The sequence below is a fragment of the Ferdinandcohnia jepli genome (assembly GCF_047246645.1).
Classification (GTDB): Bacteria; Bacillota; Bacilli; order Bacillales; family Bacillaceae_L; genus Ferdinandcohnia.
This window is the reverse complement of record NZ_JBFOKR010000036.1, coordinates 1-16,749: the sequence shown is the minus strand read 5'-3', so window position 1 is coordinate 16,749 and position 16,749 is coordinate 1. Positions and strand designations below refer to the sequence as shown.

At 37.1% G+C, this 16,749-nt stretch carries 16 protein-coding genes, 1 tRNA gene, 1 rRNA gene, 1 other RNA gene and 1 other annotated feature; of the genes, 15 read left to right on the top strand and 4 right to left on the bottom strand.

Annotated features, from left to right (window positions below; translation table 11 throughout):
* Positions 1 to 371: 371 nt before the first annotated feature.
* Entirely contained in the window at positions 372 to 1,364 is a 993-nt protein-coding gene (locus tag AB3M96_RS23205; protein ID WP_412969987.1) for a YaaC family protein, read from the bottom strand.
* A 139-nt stretch (positions 1,365 to 1,503) separates the two neighbouring features.
* Between AB3M96_RS23205 and guaB the strand changes: the two genes are divergently transcribed.
* The 7 genes from guaB to AB3M96_RS23170 all read left to right on the top strand — a co-directional run bounded on the left by guaB (position 1,504) and on the right by AB3M96_RS23170 (position 8,645).
* Positions 1,504 to 2,970 (top strand): IMP dehydrogenase, encoded by a 1,467-nt coding sequence (gene guaB, locus AB3M96_RS23200; protein WP_412969986.1) that lies wholly within the window; start codon positions 1,504 to 1,506, stop codon positions 2,968 to 2,970.
* A 126-nt stretch (positions 2,971 to 3,096) separates the two neighbouring features.
* Positions 3,097 to 4,446 carry a D-alanyl-D-alanine carboxypeptidase family protein gene (locus AB3M96_RS23195; protein WP_412969985.1) on the top strand — a complete coding sequence of 450 codons (1,350 nt, stop codon included), beginning with the start codon at positions 3,097 to 3,099 and terminating at the stop codon, positions 4,444 to 4,446.
* 257 nt (positions 4,447 to 4,703) lie between these two features.
* A complete protein-coding gene (gene pdxS / locus AB3M96_RS23190) occupies positions 4,704 to 5,588 on the top strand; it encodes a pyridoxal 5'-phosphate synthase lyase subunit PdxS (protein ID WP_412969984.1) in 885 nt (294 codons plus the stop codon).
* Between the two features lie 17 nt (positions 5,589 to 5,605).
* The gene (gene pdxT / locus AB3M96_RS23185; protein WP_412969983.1) at positions 5,606 to 6,196 is read left to right on the top strand and encodes a pyridoxal 5'-phosphate synthase glutaminase subunit PdxT; all 591 of its coding nucleotides are present in this window, start codon (positions 5,606 to 5,608) and stop codon (positions 6,194 to 6,196) included.
* 55 nt (positions 6,197 to 6,251) lie between these two features.
* Positions 6,252 to 6,466 (top strand) — a binding site (T-box leader).
* Positions 6,467 to 6,567: 101 nt separating this feature from the next.
* The gene (gene serS, locus AB3M96_RS23180) at positions 6,568 to 7,848 is read left to right on the top strand and encodes a serine--tRNA ligase (protein ID WP_412969982.1); all 1,281 of its coding nucleotides are present in this window, start codon (positions 6,568 to 6,570) and stop codon (positions 7,846 to 7,848) included.
* Positions 7,849 to 7,948: 100 nt separating this feature from the next.
* A tRNA-Ser gene (locus AB3M96_RS23175) sits at positions 7,949 to 8,041 on the top strand.
* A gap of 133 nt (positions 8,042 to 8,174) precedes the next feature.
* Entirely contained in the window at positions 8,175 to 8,645 is a 471-nt protein-coding gene (locus AB3M96_RS23170) for a hypothetical protein (protein ID WP_412969981.1), read from the top strand.
* Positions 8,646 to 8,681: 36 nt separating this feature from the next.
* On the opposite strand, the gene AB3M96_RS23165 is transcribed toward AB3M96_RS23170, so the two are convergent.
* The 3 genes from AB3M96_RS23165 to AB3M96_RS23155 form a co-directional block, all read right to left on the bottom strand.
* Positions 8,682 to 9,350, bottom strand: a complete 669-nt coding sequence (locus AB3M96_RS23165; RefSeq protein WP_412969980.1) for a deoxynucleoside kinase — start codon at positions 9,348 to 9,350, stop codon at positions 8,682 to 8,684.
* On the bottom strand, positions 9,334 to 9,993 hold the full coding sequence (locus AB3M96_RS23160) for a deoxynucleoside kinase (RefSeq protein WP_412969979.1): 660 nt from the start codon (positions 9,991 to 9,993) through the stop codon (positions 9,334 to 9,336). The genes AB3M96_RS23165 and AB3M96_RS23160 overlap by 17 nt, the downstream gene beginning before the upstream one ends.
* 170 nt (positions 9,994 to 10,163) lie before the next feature.
* On the bottom strand, positions 10,164 to 11,450 hold the full coding sequence (locus AB3M96_RS23155) for a LysM peptidoglycan-binding domain-containing protein (protein WP_412969978.1): 1,287 nt from the start codon (positions 11,448 to 11,450) through the stop codon (positions 10,164 to 10,166).
* A gap of 190 nt (positions 11,451 to 11,640) precedes the next feature.
* Between AB3M96_RS23155 and tadA the strand changes: the two genes are divergently transcribed.
* From tadA to AB3M96_RS23115, 8 genes are all read left to right on the top strand, one after another.
* Complete coding sequence (gene tadA / locus AB3M96_RS23150; RefSeq protein ID WP_412969977.1) at positions 11,641 to 12,117, top strand: tRNA adenosine(34) deaminase TadA; 477 nt, start codon at positions 11,641 to 11,643, stop codon at positions 12,115 to 12,117.
* 109 nt (positions 12,118 to 12,226) lie between these two features.
* An RNA gene (ffs, locus tag AB3M96_RS23145) (signal recognition particle sRNA large type) lies at positions 12,227 to 12,491 on the top strand.
* A 374-nt stretch (positions 12,492 to 12,865) separates the two neighbouring features.
* Positions 12,866 to 14,557: a DNA polymerase III subunit gamma/tau gene (gene dnaX, locus AB3M96_RS23140; protein ID WP_412969976.1), complete on the top strand. Its 1,692-nt coding sequence runs from the start codon at positions 12,866 to 12,868 to the stop codon at positions 14,555 to 14,557.
* Between the two features lie 32 nt (positions 14,558 to 14,589).
* Entirely contained in the window at positions 14,590 to 14,910 is a 321-nt protein-coding gene (locus AB3M96_RS23135; RefSeq protein WP_412969988.1) for a YbaB/EbfC family nucleoid-associated protein, read from the top strand.
* Positions 14,911 to 15,051: 141 nt separating this feature from the next.
* Positions 15,052 to 15,648: a recombination mediator RecR gene (gene recR / locus AB3M96_RS23130; RefSeq protein WP_412969975.1), complete on the top strand. Its 597-nt coding sequence runs from the start codon at positions 15,052 to 15,054 to the stop codon at positions 15,646 to 15,648.
* 13 nt (positions 15,649 to 15,661) lie between these two features.
* Positions 15,662 to 15,874, top strand: coding sequence for a YaaL family protein (locus AB3M96_RS23125; protein ID WP_412969974.1), 213 nt, complete (start codon positions 15,662 to 15,664; stop codon positions 15,872 to 15,874).
* A 131-nt stretch (positions 15,875 to 16,005) separates the two neighbouring features.
* Positions 16,006 to 16,272: a pro-sigmaK processing inhibitor BofA family protein gene (locus AB3M96_RS23120; RefSeq protein WP_412969973.1), complete on the top strand. Its 267-nt coding sequence runs from the start codon at positions 16,006 to 16,008 to the stop codon at positions 16,270 to 16,272.
* Positions 16,273 to 16,674: 402 nt separating this feature from the next.
* Positions 16,675 to 16,749, top strand: a 16S ribosomal RNA gene (locus AB3M96_RS23115); the annotation flags it as partial.

Genomic DNA, 16,749 nt, shown 5'->3' with positions numbered 1-16,749 from the left:
TAAATCCGAATTAAAAACCGTAAATTTCAATTAAAAATCATAAATCCAAATTAAAAATCGTAAATCCAAATTAAAAACCATAACTACTATACCTAAGAAGATTACAAGCCATTATCCAACAAACAAGCCCCATATCCAGCTAAAAATACGAAAAAACCACCAAGAAACCCAAAATAAACAGCTACTTTTCCTCAGAAACCTAAAGGTAACAACAAATAAAAGAATCTTCCTAGCACTTACCAAAAGCAAATCAATTTGCATAACTAGTAAAGAATATAGCTGGAATCTAATTTAGATAACCCTCTCTTTTACAATCATATCCATATACAAATGCCACTAAATCCACTTCAATAAGCCCAAAACCAAACGACTCATCCCTCATCTATCTTCTCTTTCAAAAACAAGTAGAGTAAATAGGGTACCTTATCAGCAGTTATTGATAGGAACTGTCTTATAAATGGATAATCATTGCTAGAATAGGAATGGAGAAGTTCACTCCACCATTCAGTTTCGTATCGAGAGATCATACTCAAGTTATATAGCAATAAGTAATGCACCATTACCTCTGGAAAAAAAGTTAGTAACTCACGCTCTCTTGGTAGATAGTAGCCATTTTCATATATATGAAATAAGAGTGGTGAGCATGAGAGGGGAAAGTTATGAGATTGATCTTTTATATGCAAAGTAATTGGTTGGCTTTCTAGTTGATTCTCCAATCCAGTAGTAGGCATTGTTTCATATGGGAACGTGGTTATTATATAATCGACAAACCGTCTGGATGTCATATGATATTCGTCTAAGATCTCAGTTGGAATCACTAACGTGTTATCTGTATTAAGTGGTGTTTGTATATATAATTTTTGTTGAAAGTGTAATTTAAATAAATTATGTAATTCAGGTATTCTTTTAAAAAGGTCTTCCATTGTAAATTTTTCACCTTCCATATGTTTTACTTGAAACATACGTTCAGAGAAATGAGTAAACAGTCCATTTTTTTGGACTTTAACTTCGTCATGGAAAAACTCATAGCTTTGTTTCTTTCTTTTCCTAGTGGATACCCCATGAGCAAGTACGGATGTTGATTCAGGATACTGGGGGTCGACTGTAAGTAAACATGCCTTTAAAAGTTGAACCATTCCATAGAACAATAAAACTGGTTTAATGGATAACGGCGCCTTCTCTGAAAGCTGAAAGTAATTTTGGCCATGCTCTAAATAATAGATAAATGGATAACAGTTTTCATAACTTTTCTTTTCAGCATCAGGAACCGATGCTTTTTTATAGCACTTGTATAGAAGTTGTTGAGTAGTATTTGCAGCATGAAGTGCATTGAATGATTGCCAAATAAAACGATAATCTAACAAAACATAACCCTCCAATAATATAGACATAAATAAAAGGCCAAAAATCTGAATTATTAAACATATCAAACCTTTCTTGACAGTATTTTGCCCAGTTGTTAATCTACTAATAATATTTTGCAATCGAAGGGGGAAATATTACATGTGGGAAACGAAGTTTGCTAAAGAAGGACTAACTTTTGATGATGTTTTATTAGTACCAGCGAAGTCGGAAGTATTACCGAAGGATGTAAATTTATCTGTAGCTCTAACAGAAACGCTTAAGTTAAATATCCCTATTATCAGTGCTGGAATGGATACAGTAACAGAGGCTGAAATGGCAATTGCAATGGCTCGCCAAGGGGGCCTTGGTGTCATTCATAAGAATATGTCGATCGAACAGCAGGCTGAGCAAGTAGATAAAGTAAAACGCTCTGAAAGTGGCGTTATTACAAACCCGTTTTATTTAACTCCTAACCATCAAGTATTTGATGCAGAACACTTAATGGGAAAATACCGTATATCAGGTGTTCCGATTGTTAATAATTCTGAAGAACAGAAATTAGTGGGAATTTTAACCAACCGTGACCTTCGTTTTATACAAGATTACTCCATTCAAATTTCAGATGTAATGACCAAGGAAAACTTAGTAACTGCCCCAGTGGGAACGACTCTCGATCAAGCTGAAAAGATTTTACAACAACATAAAATTGAAAAGCTGCCTCTAGTCGATGATGAAGGAGTTTTAAAAGGGTTAATTACAATTAAGGATATTGAAAAAGTAATTGAATTCCCTCATTCTGCAAAAGATGTACGTGGACGCTTATTAGTAGGAGCTGCTGTAGGCGTAACAAAAGATACAATGCTACGTATTGCTAAGCTTGTTGAAGCAGATGTTGATGCAATTGTAGTCGATACCGCACACGGGCACTCTGCTGGCGTGTTGGAGACTGTACGTGCCATTCGAGAACAATATCCAAACTTAAATATAATAGCTGGAAATGTTGCAACAGCAGAAGCTACACGCGATTTAATTGAAGCTGGTGCTAGTGTTGTAAAAGTAGGGATTGGACCTGGATCAATTTGTACCACACGTGTTGTTGCGGGTGTAGGTGTACCACAAATTACGGCCATCTATGACTGTGCAACAGAAGCAAGAAAGCACGGGGTATCAATTATAGCGGATGGTGGTATAAAATACTCAGGAGATATCGTGAAAGCATTGGCTTCTGGTGGTCATGCTGTTATGCTCGGTAGCTTATTAGCAGGTGTCTCTGAAAGCCCGGGAGAAACCGAGATATTCCAAGGACGCCGATTTAAGGTATATCGTGGAATGGGTTCTGTTGGGGCTATGGAAAAAGGAAGTAAAGACCGCTACTTCCAAGAAGATAATAAAAAGTTTGTACCAGAGGGTATTGAAGGACGCCTTCCATACAAAGGACCACTTACAGATACAATTTATCAGTTAGTTGGTGGAATTCGTTCGGGTATGGGGTATTGTGGTACAAAGGATTTAAATGAGTTAAGAGAAAACTCACAATTCATAAGAATGACAGGTGCAGGATTACGTGAAAGTCACCCGCATGATGTTCAAATTACAAAAGAATCACCAAATTATTCCACCCTATAAAGTAAAAATAAACCATTGGTAGGATTTTTATAAAGTGGTAGATAGAGTCATGTACTCTATCTATTTTTTTATTGGATGTTATGTTAAAATGGTTTTTGTGTGTATTACGAATTGGAGGTTTATGACGTGAAAAAACAAACACAAAAAAGATTGATTGTTAGTTTTATAGCCGTTTTTTTACTATCGTTATTTGTTAATCAAGTTAATATTGTAAAAGCAGAGTCTAGTGCTCTTGATATAAATGCTGGAAGTGCCATTTTAATTGATGCTGCCACTGGTAAGATTCTTTTTGAGAAAAATGCAGATCTTGCAGCACCAATTGCAAGTATGACAAAAATGATGACAGAATACCTTGTGCTTGAAGCAATTGATGAAGGACGCCTATCTTGGGAGCAAAAAACCCAGATTAGTGATTATGCATATGGGATATCTGCAAATAATAATTTTTCAGGAGTAGGACTACGATTAAATCATGACTACTCTGTAAGAGAATTATATGAAGCAATGGCAATTTACTCTGATAATGCTACTACTATCACACTTGCAGAGTTACTAGCAGGAAGTGAAGGTAACTTTGTTAAGATGATGAACGAAAAAGCAGCAGAATTAGGTTTGCCGAATTATGAGTTTGTAAATAGTTCAGGACTTTCTAATGAAATGCTAGGTGAAAACTATCCAGAAGGAACTAGCCCAGATGGAGATAATATGTTATCTGCTGAGTCTGTTGCGCTACTAGCGTACTCACTTATTCGTGACTATCCGGAAGTTTTAGATATTTCAAGTATTCCACAAATTAATTTCTATGGTGAAAAACTAAATAACTGGAACTGGATGCTAAAGCATGATCCAGCTGAATCTCCAAACTATGTACCATATTACTATGAAGGATTAGATGGTTTAAAAACAGGAATGACACCAGAAGCGGGTTATTGCTTTACCGGTACTGCGGAACGTAATGGTATGAGATTGATTTCAGTGGTTATGAATACTGCAAGTGAACCAGAACGTTTCAAGGAAACTAGAAAACTATTAGACTATGGTTTTAATAACTTTGAGCAAGTAGAGCTATTCCCTAAAGGGTACCAGTTAAAAGGGAATAAGACTTTAGAAGTTGTCAAAGGAAAAGAAAAAGAAGTAGAGATTGCTACGAATGCACCGATTACTATGTTAGTTAAAAAAGGTGAAAAGAAAGACGCATATAAAGCATCATACGTTTATGATGAGAAAGTCGTTTCAAAAGACAAACAGTTAACTGCACCATTTAAAAAAGGTGAAAAGGTTGGTTATATAACTATTTCATCAAAAGGTGAGGAAGATCTAGGATTTATTACTGATAACAAGTCAATCATGACAGATGTAGTAACTAAATCTGCCGTGGAAAAAACAAACTGGTTTGTATTAATGATGCGAGGAATTGGCGGATTCTTCGGAGATATTTGGTCTAGCGTAGCAGATACAGTTAAAGGCTGGTTCTAATAATAAACTCCCTTCAAATATGAAGGGGGTTTTTTCGTAGTTGGTCAGCTATTCTGACTTTTAAGACCTATTAACAAGGTAAAAATAGTAGGATTTCTATACAAAATACGATAAAATAATAGTTAGTCAATAATATTTTAGTATTTTAAAAATAGTTAATACATAAAGTATAGCTATCGTTGTGGCTTTCGTTATCATAAAGTAAAAAATATGATATGATAGAGCCTATAATAAAGGTATACATAGGAGGAATTGTAATGGCAAACACAGGTACTGAACGTGTTAAACGAGGAATGGCTGAAATGCAAAAGGGCGGCGTTATTATGGACGTAGTCAATGCAGAGCAAGCAAGAATTGCGGAAGAAGCTGGCGCTGTTGCAGTAATGGCATTAGAGCGTGTTCCTGCTGATATTCGTGCAGCGGGCGGTGTTGCTCGTATGGCAGATCCAACAATCGTTGAGGAAGTAATGAAGGCAGTTACAATTCCCGTTATGGCTAAAGCTCGAATTGGTCATATCGTTGAAGCAAGAGTATTAGAAGCATTAGGTGTTGATTATATTGACGAGAGTGAAGTTTTAACACCAGCTGATGAGGAATTCCATTTAAATAAGCGTGATTTTACAGTTCCATTTGTTTGTGGTTGCCGTGACCTTGGAGAGGCAACACGCCGTATTGCAGAAGGAGCATCTATGCTGCGTACAAAGGGTGAGCCTGGAACAGGTAATATTGTTGAAGCGGTTAGACATATGAGAAAAGTGAATGCCCAAATTCGTAAGGTTGTTAGTATGAGCGAAGACGAACTAATGACGGAAGCAAAAAATTTAGGGGCGCCATTTGAACTATTACTTCAAATAAAAAGAGAGGGACGTTTGCCTGTTGTAAACTTTGCTGCAGGTGGTGTTGCAACTCCAGCCGATGCAGCTTTAATGATGCAACTTGGAGCTGACGGAGTATTTGTAGGGTCAGGTATTTTCAAATCTGACAACCCTGCTAAATTTGCACGTGCAATTGTTGAAGCAACTACTCATTATGAAGATTATGAATTAATTGCAAAGCTTTCTAAAGGCTTAGGAAGTGCTATGAAAGGTATAGAAATTTCATCATTGTTACCAGAGCAACGTATGCAAGAAAGAGGCTGGTAAGGTAGAGGGTGTTTGTTATGGTTAAAATTGGTGTACTAGGTCTTCAAGGTGCTGTTAGAGAACATGTAAGGTCTATTGAGGCTTCAAATGCAGAAGCAGTTATCGTTAAAAAACCTGAGCAATTAGACGAAATTGATGGTTTGATTATACCAGGTGGTGAAAGTACAACAATGCGCCGCTTAATCGATAAATATTCTTTTATGGGGCCATTACGAAGTTTTGCAGAGCAAGGAAAACCGGTATTTGGTACATGTGCAGGATTAATTCTCCTAGCCAAACATATTGTCGACTATGATGAGCCACATTTAGGTCTAATGGATGTGACTGTTGAGAGGAACTCCTTTGGCCGCCAACGTGAAAGCTTTGAAGCGGAGCTACTTATACCAGGTATTGCAGAGGACTTTGTCGGTGTGTTCATCCGTGCTCCACATATTGTAGAGGCTGGGGAAAATGTTGAAGTTTTGGCTAAACATAATGGACGTATCGTTGCAGCTCGTGAAGGACAATTTTTAGGATGCTCATTCCATCCTGAGTTAACAGATGATCACCGCTTTACTGGTTATTTTGTTAAAATGGTAGAAGAGGCAAAAATGAAAAACCTTGCATAAAGACTTGCAACATGGTAAAACTTATAGTAAATTATGAGTACTAATTATGAATATAAGTAAATCTATGACAGGAAATAGTAGCTTGCGTTTTTTCTTAAGAGAGTCGGTGGCTGGTGTGAACCGATGTAAAAAGCTTGTGAATCCATCCTTGAGTAAAATACTGAAATTTATTCAGTAGGTATTTTCGGTAAATCCGTTATCTTTTTCAAGAGGAAGGTGCTTATTGCATCTTCAACTAGGGTGGTAACGCGGGTAACTCTCGTCCCTTTTTTAGGGGACGGGAGTTTTTTATATTTTTACTGTAATAAAACGTACATTTCTTGTCATGCTATTGATTTATTTTTACATACTACTTTTAGGAGGAATTTAACATGTTGGATATTAAGTATTTACGTAGTAATTTTGCTGATGTAAAGGAAAGACTACAGCATCGTGGAGAGGATTTAACGGATCTAGGGAGATTTGAGGAATTAGATCGCCAGCGTCGTGATCTCATTGCTAAATCAGAAGTTTTAAAAAGCAGAAGAAATGAAGTGTCTGGTGAAATTGCAATTTTAAAAAGAGAGAAAAAAGACGCTGACCATTTAATACTTGAAATGCGTCAAGTCGGAGATCAAATAAAGGAATTGGATAATGAGCTAAAGGGTGTTGAAGAAGTATTAGAAAACTTATTATTGTCTATTCCAAATATCCCTCATGAAAGTGTTCCGATTGGTGAGTCTGAGGATGATAACGTAGAAGTGAGAAAATGGGGAGAACTACCCAATTTTACCTTTGAACCTAAACCGCATTGGGATGTTGCTGATCAGTTAAATATATTGGATTTTGAAAGAGCTGGTAAAGTAACAGGTAGCCGATTTGTATTTTACAAAGGGTTAGGTGCCCGATTAGAAAGGGCATTATTTAACTTCATGCTTGATCTACATGTTGATGAACATGGCTATGAGGAGATCCTGCCTCCATATATGGTTAATCGTGCAAGTATGACAGGTACTGGACAGTTACCAAAGTTTGAAGAAGATGCTTTCCGAATTGAAAGTGAAGATTACTTCTTAATTCCGACAGCTGAAGTACCAGTAACAAACCTCCACAGAGATGAGATACTATCTGCTGAGGAACTACCTATCAATTATGCAGCGTTCAGTGCTTGTTTCCGTTCAGAAGCGGGTTCTGCTGGACGTGACACCAGGGGATTAATTCGTCAGCATCAATTTAATAAAGTAGAGTTAGTGAAATTTGTAAAACCTGAAGATTCATATGCAGAGCTTGAAAAACTGACTGGAAACGCAGAGAAGGTACTTCAATTATTGAATTTACCATATCGTGTATTAAGCATGTGTAGCGCAGACCTAGGATTTACTGCTGCTAAGAAATATGACATTGAGGTTTGGATTCCAAGCTACGGGACTTACAGAGAAATTTCTTCTTGTAGTAATTTTGAGGCATTTCAGGCACGTCGAGCAAATATCCGTTTCCGCCGAGATAGAGATGCTAAACCAGAACATGTTCATACGTTAAATGGGTCTGGACTGGCAATCGGGCGCACAGTGGCAGCCATCTTAGAAAATTATCAGCTAGAAGATGGTTCAGTTGTTATTCCAGAAGTTTTACGTCCTTATATGGGTAACAAGGAAGTTATTAGTCCTAAGTAATTCTTTATGGCCAAGATTTTCCACTAGTCTTGGCCAAAAAAAATTACAGATAGTGTTGACATTGGTTTTTGATTTATGATATATTAATCCTTGTCGATACGGAGGAATACCCAAGTCCGGCTGAAGGGATCGGTCTTGAAAACCGACAGGGGTGTTAAAGCCCGCGGGGGTTCGAATCCCTCTTCCTCCGCCATAATTCAAATATTGCGCATAAAATATTGGAGATAAACTCGCTACTTAGGTAGCGAGTTTTTTACTTTTTTATAAAGCCAATTGTATGTTTCATCAACCGTCGGGTAAGTTAAAAAGTAAAAAGGAATTGTCTGATGATTGGTTTATTACTGGCTGTATTTATTTTTAATTTCTTAGCATTTACGCGTACAAAAAGGTTTACGAAAAATCAAACGATACATATTTGGTTTTTTACAATTGCGTTTCAAACAATATTTGATATATTTGTCGAATTTAAGTTACATGGGTATTGGTATTTCTCAAAGGATCCCGATTGGCAAGGGTTAATTGCACATACTGTACTTTTACCTCCTGTAAATATGTTATTTTTAAATTGGTATCCATTTAAAGGGAAGTTTTTAAAGAAATTCATTTATGTAGGACTATGGACAGTTGGAATACTAATGTACGAGATGATTACGCTATTGCCTGAACCTTGGGGGTATTTTTATTACGGCTGGTGGACAATTTGGCATGCAGCAGTCATAGACCCGATATTGTTTTTGATCTTGCTTGTGTTTTATAACTGGATTGTTAAGGTTGAAAAAGAAGTTCAAACAAAATAAAAAACCCTTTAAGTCCAATACTTAAAGGGTTTTTGCTTAGCTTTTTAATAGTTCAGTTTGACGTAGAAAATGTGAGATTTTCTCGATAACAGGCTCAATTGACTGTTCATTTTCAACAATATCATAATCATTAATATTTAATCGAAGTACAGGACAAGCATTAAAATTATTAATCCATTTTTCATAGCGCTCATGCATTTCTTCCCAGTATGAGATTGGAGTTTGCTGTTCCATTGGTCTACCACGTTCTTGGATACGGCTTATGATGTCTTCTAAGCTACCTTCAAGGTATATAAGTAGGTTAGGATGTGGGAAATAAGGTGTCATTACCATAGCATCAAAAAGGTTTGTATACGTTTCATAGTCTACCGGTGCCATTGTACCTTTTTCATAATGCATTTTTGCAAAGATCCCTGTGTCTTCATAAATAGATCGGTCTTGAATGAACCCTCCACCATATTCAAAAATCTTCTTTTGCTCTTTAAAACGCTCAGCAAGGAAGTAGATTTGTAAGTGGAAGCTCCATCTTTTGAAATCAGCGTAAAAACTATCTAGATATGGGTTAGTATCTACCTTTTCAAAAGAAGTTCTAAACCCTAGTGCATTCGCTAATGCTTTTGTCATCGTTGATTTCCCAACCCCAACAGTTCCAGCAATTGTAATAACGGAGTTGCTAGGTATATCATATTTATTTCGCAAGTTCATTGTACGTAACTCCTTTTTCAAGAATAGTATCTTCTATTTTCTTTAGCATATATTCGAGATCATGTTGATTTTGTACGAAGTCAAGTTCATCTCCGTTAAAACGAATAACAGGAATGTCTGGGTATGACTTTTCAAATTGCGACATCGACTGTTCATAATCAAAACTTAATTGGCTTAGATATGCTGGGTCTATATTTTTCTCTATATCTCGCCCACGCATATTAATTCGATCTAATAATGTATCGAGACTCGCATGTAAATAGATAACCACATTCGGTACAGGCATATCCTCTGTTAAAATATCGTAAATTCGAAGATACTTCTGAAATTGATTTTGTTTGAGTGTTCTCTCTGCAAAAATTAAATTCTTTAATATATGATAATCTGCCACAACAGGTAGATTTTTTTCCAAATAAAATTGGTTAATATCTTCAAGTTGTTTATAGCGATTGCAAAGAAAGAACATCTCCGTTTGGAAGCTCCACTCTTCAATATTTGTATAAAATTTACCTAGAAAAGGATTTTCATCAACAATTTCACGTAATAAGGTAAATTGAAAGCGATCAGATATAGCCTTAGCGAGTGAGGTTTTACCAACTCCAATCGGACCCTCTACTGTAATAAAAGGTATCCTGGTGCTCATCTCGTTTCCCCCTTTAACATCCAAAAAATTAACAGATAAGCTTTATTTTATCACAGGAAGCAAGAAGATTGTTAGGTAATGTCGAAAAAACTTATTGGGAATGAATAACTATTTTTAAATGGCTAAAAAAACAAAAAAAGAACCCGTTTTATCGAGTTCTTTCTAGGTATTTATCTTTTTACTACATTGAAGTTATCGGTAATGAGAAGCCAGTTTTGTGGGAACGGAAGACCTAATTTCCAATAGCTTATTCCCCGTATATTTAATTCTTTAATTAAATCAAATTTTGCCTGGATACTTCTTGCATCCTCAAACCAAACTTTATGTTGTTTTCCGTCTGAATCTGTATAGTCAAAGTGTGGTGCCTGTGCTTTCGTATCGTATTGAATAGGAACATTATATTGCGCTGCAAGTTCGATCGCTCGTTGTGGACTCACGGCCTTTGCGTATTGTCCACCTTCAACAAATGGAAGAGTCCAATCGTATCCATATAAATTTTGTCCCATCATAATTTTATTGGAAGGCATTTCAGTTATTGCATATTCAAGAACCTCACGGACTGGTCCAATTGGTGAAACTGGCATTGCTGGACCTCCACTATAGCCCCACTCATAGGTCATAATAACAACAAAATCGACTATTTCCCCATGAGCCTTGTAATCATGTGCTTCATACCAGCGGCCTTTTTGTCCGGCACTTGTTTTGGGGGCGAGGGCTGTGGACACAAGCCAACCTTCTTGACTGAAACGCTGTTTAGCTTTTCGCAGAAATGCATTATAAGCTTCTCGATCTTCTGGACGTAAGTATTCCATATCAAAGTGAATGTCCCGGAATCCATATTTCTTTGCTGTTGTGACAATTGTATTTAATAATGTATTTTGTATATCTTCATTTGTTAGGACAATTCTGCCTAACTCATCACTAAATTGTCCTCCCTCTAAATTTGTAACTACCATCATTAACGTTACATTATTTGACTTTGTAATACTTGGAAAGTTATTTAACAGAGGTTCCTTTAATGTTCCATCTCTTTGAATTTGAAAACTAAAAGGAGCAAGATACGTTAAATAGGGAGCAGCTTCTCGAGTACTTCTTTCAATTGCGGGAGTTACAGTTTTTCCTAAAGGTTCTACATATGCATTAATTTCGCCATCTCTTTTTGGACGTTGGGGAATATAAAGTCGAAATCCTACTTGAAGTGGTCTTGTAGCAGGAATACCGTTTACCTGTGCAAGTTGTTGATAGTTAATACCAAATTTATTGGCAATAGACCAAAGACTATCTCCAGGTTGTACCCAATAGAACTGACCAACTATTGGAATGACAACTGCTTGCCCAACTACAAGTTTATTAGGGTTTGGAAGTTGATTTGCCCGTACAATTTCATCGACAGTGGTGCTGTACGCTTGAGCAATTCCAGTTAGGGATTGCCCTTGTTGTATAACATGAATTTGCATGTTTTACCTCCTCATTCTAAAATCTAAGTATCACCATTACTACTGTATGAGCGGATAAAGAACTTGTTGCTTGTTTAACTTTATTCAGTGAAATCACTTATAGGTAGTAAGTGTTAGTCACACAACTGGTAGGTGCCGTTATTAAGGATAAGTTGACAGATTTAATTAGGTAAAGCAAGGGAGTTTTTCTATGACGGATGAAGATTATATGAGATTAGCAATAGAGGAAGCCAAGAAAGCAGAAGCATTTGATGAGGTTCCAATAGGTGCTGTCATAGTGTTAGAAGATGAGATAATTGGTGCTGCGCATAATTTACGCGAGACAGAGCAGCGTTCAATTGCTCATGCTGAGCTTCTTGCCATTGACGAGGCGTGTAAGAAGATTGGGTCATGGAGGCTTGAAGAGGCAACTCTATACGTAACACTTGAACCTTGTCCAATGTGTGCAGGAGCCATTGTCTTATCAAGGGTAAAACGCGTAGTCTATGGGGCAGCAGATCCAAAAGGCGGTTGTGCAGGTACATTAATGAACCTATTACAAGAACATCGGTTCAATCATCAGACTGATGTTGTAGCAGGGGTTCTTGAGGAAGAATGTAGTTCATTGCTTAGTTCTTTCTTTAAAAAAATAAGAGAGCGTAAAAAAGCCAATAAACAGAAGGTTTAATAGGAACTTACAGAATCTTACAGTTGGTATTGATTGATTTTTTTGGACTAAGCATATATACTAAGGATGTGTCATTCAGATGACACCTAACAATTTGGTATCAATTTTGCCGTGCTAAGCGGGGAGGTAGCGGTGCCCTGTACTCGCAATCCGCTCTAGCGAGGCCGAATCCCTTCACAGAGGGTAGTTATTGTAGGGTCTGCCTCAAGTAAGTGGTGTTGACGTCTGGGTCCTACGCAATGGGAACCCACGAACCCTGTCAGGTCCGGAAGGAAGCAGCAGTAAGTGGATTCTCCCATGTGCCGTAGGGTTGCCTGGACCGAGCTAACTGCTTGAGTAACGCCTGGGGTAACTATTCGACGGAAGGTGCACGGCAGTTATACTACATAAATTAACTCACTCATTTAGGGTGAGTTTTTTTATGGTTAATAAACTTTATAATTTACAGTAATTATACTTTTTAAAAAGGTTTATTTACTTCTAGCTCCAGCGCCTAGCCCCTCGAGGTCGCTTCACCCCTCCTGCGGCGGCAACAGCCTCCTGCGGCGGCAACAGCCTCCTGCGGCGGCAACAGCCTCCTGCGGCGGCAACAGCCTCCTGCGGCGGCAACAGCCTCCTCGTCGGGGTTCCAGCGCTTGTCGGGGCTGTGCAAGGCGCTTGCGCTTTAGTTATTACCCAAAACACTTTGTACTGAATATTTACTTACTGTATAATAGAAAATGGACAACTAAAAGGAGGGGCAATTATCTTGGCATATCAAGCATTATATCGTGTTTTTAGACCACAAACATTTCAGGATGTTGTTGGACAAGAGCATATAACTAAAACTTTGCAGAATGCCCTACTCCAAGAAAAATTTTCGCATGCCTATCTTTTTTCTGGACCAAGAGGTACTGGAAAAACAAGTGCTGCGAAGATCTTTGCGAAAGCTGTCAATTGTGAGCGTTCACCTGTTTCGGAACCTTGTAATGAATGTGCATCTTGTAAGGGAATAACAGATGGCTCAATCTCTGATGTAATTGAAATTGATGCTGCTTCTAATAATGGCGTTGATGAAATAAGGGATATTAGAGATAAAGTAAAGTATGCTCCAAGTGCAGTTCGCTACAAAGTGTATATTATTGACGAAGTACATATGCTTTCTATTGGTGCTTTTAATGCATTATTGAAGACATTAGAAGAGCCTCCAAGACATGTTATCTTCATCTTAGCAACAACAGAGCCTCATAAGATTCCGTTAACTATCATTTCGAGATGTCAACGCTTTGATTTCAGACGAATTACGACCCAAGCGATTGTTGGAAGAATGAAAACAATAATTGGGGAACAAAGTGTTAATGTAGATGACCAGGCATTGTATGTTATCGCTAGAGCAGCAGAGGGTGGTATGCGTGATGCATTAAGCCTGTTAGATCAAGCTATCTCTTATAGCGACGATGAGGTTAAACTAGAAGATGTTTTAGTTATTACAGGTGCTGTTTCTCAGTCTTTCTTAACTAATTTGGTAAGGGCAATTCGAGACCGGGATGTTCAAAATGCTCTCAAAACGCTAGATGATATGATGGATCATGGTAAAGATCCAGTTCGTTTTATAGAAGATTTAATTTTCTATTACCGTGATATGCTTTTATATCAAACTGCTCCTCAACTTGAAGAGGTATTAGAACGGGTACTGGTTGATGAAGAGTTTACAGAACTTGCAACAAGCATTTCTAATAATGAAATATATGAAACAATTGATATTTTGAATTCATCACAACAAGAGATGAAGTGGACAAATCACCCTCGAATCTTTCTAGAGGTCGCGATTGTTAAATTAACTCAAATGGTTAAACAACAATCAGCAGAAGCATTGCCACAAATCGAAGGGTTATTGAATAAAATAAACCATCTCGAATCAGAATTACGTATTTTAAAAGAAAAAGGAATTGCGGCAAGACCTCAGGAGCCAACAGCAAGTTCTGAGAAACGTGCCCCAAAAACATCTAGAAATAATTATCGTACACCTGTAGGAAGAATCAATGAGATTTTAAAAAATGCAACCCGTCAAAACCTAGAAATACTTAAAGGTAAATGGGGAGAAATGCTTGAGCAATTAAGGAAGCAAAATAAAGTATCACACGCTGCCTTATTGGTTGATAGTGAACCAGTTGCGGCCTCCACGGATGCATTTGTTTTAAAGTTTAAATACGAGATTCATTGTAAAATGGCCGCAGAAAACATAGAAGTACGTGAAAATCTAGAAAATATATTAAGTACATTAACTGGTACACGATTTGAAATGATTGGTGTTCCAGATGATGATTGGGGTAAAATTAGGGAAGAGTTTTTACGTGGGCAACGTAGCGAAGAAGATACAAGGGCTGAGGAAGCAGAAGACCCTTTAATTGCAGAAGCAATGAAAATCGTCGGTGCAGAGCTCATTGAAATAAAAGAATAAATATATGGATATTAAAGGAGGCTATACACATGATGCGTGGTGGCGGAATGGGTAATATGCAAAAAATGATGAAACAAATGCAAAAAATGCAAAAGGATATGGCAAAAGCTCAAGAAGAATTAGCAGAAAAAATTGTTGAAGGTACTGCTGGCGGCGGTATGGTAACAGTTAAAGCTAACGGTCAAAAGGAAATTGTAGACGTAATTATTAAAGAAGAGGTAGTAGACCCTGAAGATATCGAAATGCTTCAAGATCTAGTACTCGCTGCAACAAATGATGCATTAAAGAAAATAGAAGATATGACCAATGAAACAATGGGTCAATTTACTAAAGGAATGAACTTACCGTTCTAAATAAGGTAAGAAATATGAGTATGTATGAGGGGAGCCTGAGTAAGGAAGGCTCCCTAGATATATCCGTACGAGAGATTCGAGTAAATCTAGGCGTGAATATACCAAAGTATATTTGCAGTATGGAAAGGAAACTAGACAGATATGCATTATCCTGAACCAATATCAAAGCTAATCGATAGCTTTATGAAATTGCCAGGTATCGGTCCTAAGACAGCCGTTCGTCTGGCTTTTTTTGTATTAAGCATGAAAGAAGACGTAGTATTAGACTTTGCTAAAGCACTTGTGAATGCCAAAAGAAATCTAACATATTGTTCCAACTGTGGTCATATAACAGATAAAGATCCTTGTTATATATGTGAAGATGACCGTAGAGATAAAACGATTATTTGTGTACTTCAAGATCCAAAAGATGTTATTGCAATGGAAAAGATGAAAGAATATAACGGACTGTACCATGTATTGCATGGTGCCATATCTCCAATGGACGGCATTGGCCCAGAAGATATCAAAATCCCAGAACTACTAAAAAGACTCCAAGATGATACTGTACAGGAAATAATTTTAGCGACTAATCCCAATATAGAGGGAGAAGCTACTGCTATGTACATATCTAGATTATTAAAACCAACTGGAATCCGCATCACAAGAATTGCACATGGATTACCTGTTGGAGGAGACTTGGAATACGCAGATGAAGTAACCTTATCGAAGGCTCTGGAAGGACGCCGCGAATTATAGTAGGAGGAGTTTTATGCTTTTTAAAAAGAAGGGTTGGCTTCGAAATGAATTCGACGATAAGCTATTAAGTCAACTGGAGACAACAAAGCAAGAATGGATGAGGCAGAAAAACCTAATCGAAAAAAGTGTTGAACCTTCTGATGATGTGCTAAATGAACTAAAAGTAGCTGAAACGAAATACTTCTTTCTATTAAAGGAAGCTAAAAATCGAAAAGTTTATTTGTAATCAGAACTCCTACAGAATTATTTCAGTAGGAGTTTATTTTTTATAATCACTAAATGAGGCCATTGTGAGTTCTTAATCCAATATAAACACATACAATAATAGTACAAGTTATAGACAAGGAGTGATTTCAATTGGAACCAATGGTCGTTATCTCGATATTAGGTGGATTAATTGTCCTCGTCCTATTAGTAGGCGCCCCATTAAAACCCATTCGTATAGTTGGACAAGTTTTTGTTAAAGTATTAATAGGCGCCTTATTTTTATTTTTCTTAAATGCATTTGGTGCATCGTTTGACCTACATGTCCCGATCAATCTTGTAACTTCTACAGTATCCGGGTTACTTGGTTTACCAGGTCTAGCAGCGCTTGTACTAATAGAATTATTTATAGTAGGATAAAACAAATGATTCTTTTCATTTGTTTTTTTGTGGCTTGCCCTTAATATCTTTAGTTAGTACTTCCTGGGCGGTAAAGGCTCGGTAAATCTCTATAATGTGGAACTATTGCTCAAACATTTAGTGGAAAAGTGCTTGTAGGTGATTAATTATTTATTGGGTTTGAAATTATTTTGGAATAATTTATTGACATTAAAATATACAGATGGTATATTAATAACTCACCGCAAGGAAGTAAGAATAAACAACAAAAGATATTTTAAAAAGTTGTTGACTTACACTTGTGATGATGTTATATTAATAAAGTCGCTTTTGAGAAGTGGCGAAAAAAGTTCTTTGAAAACTGAACACAATACAAGCGTCAACGTTTATTCAAGTAACAAACTATTGAGCAATCAATACTTTTCTTCGGAGAGTTTGATCCTGGCTCAGGATGAACGCTGGCGGCGTGCCTAATACATGCAAGTCGAGCGGATCTTT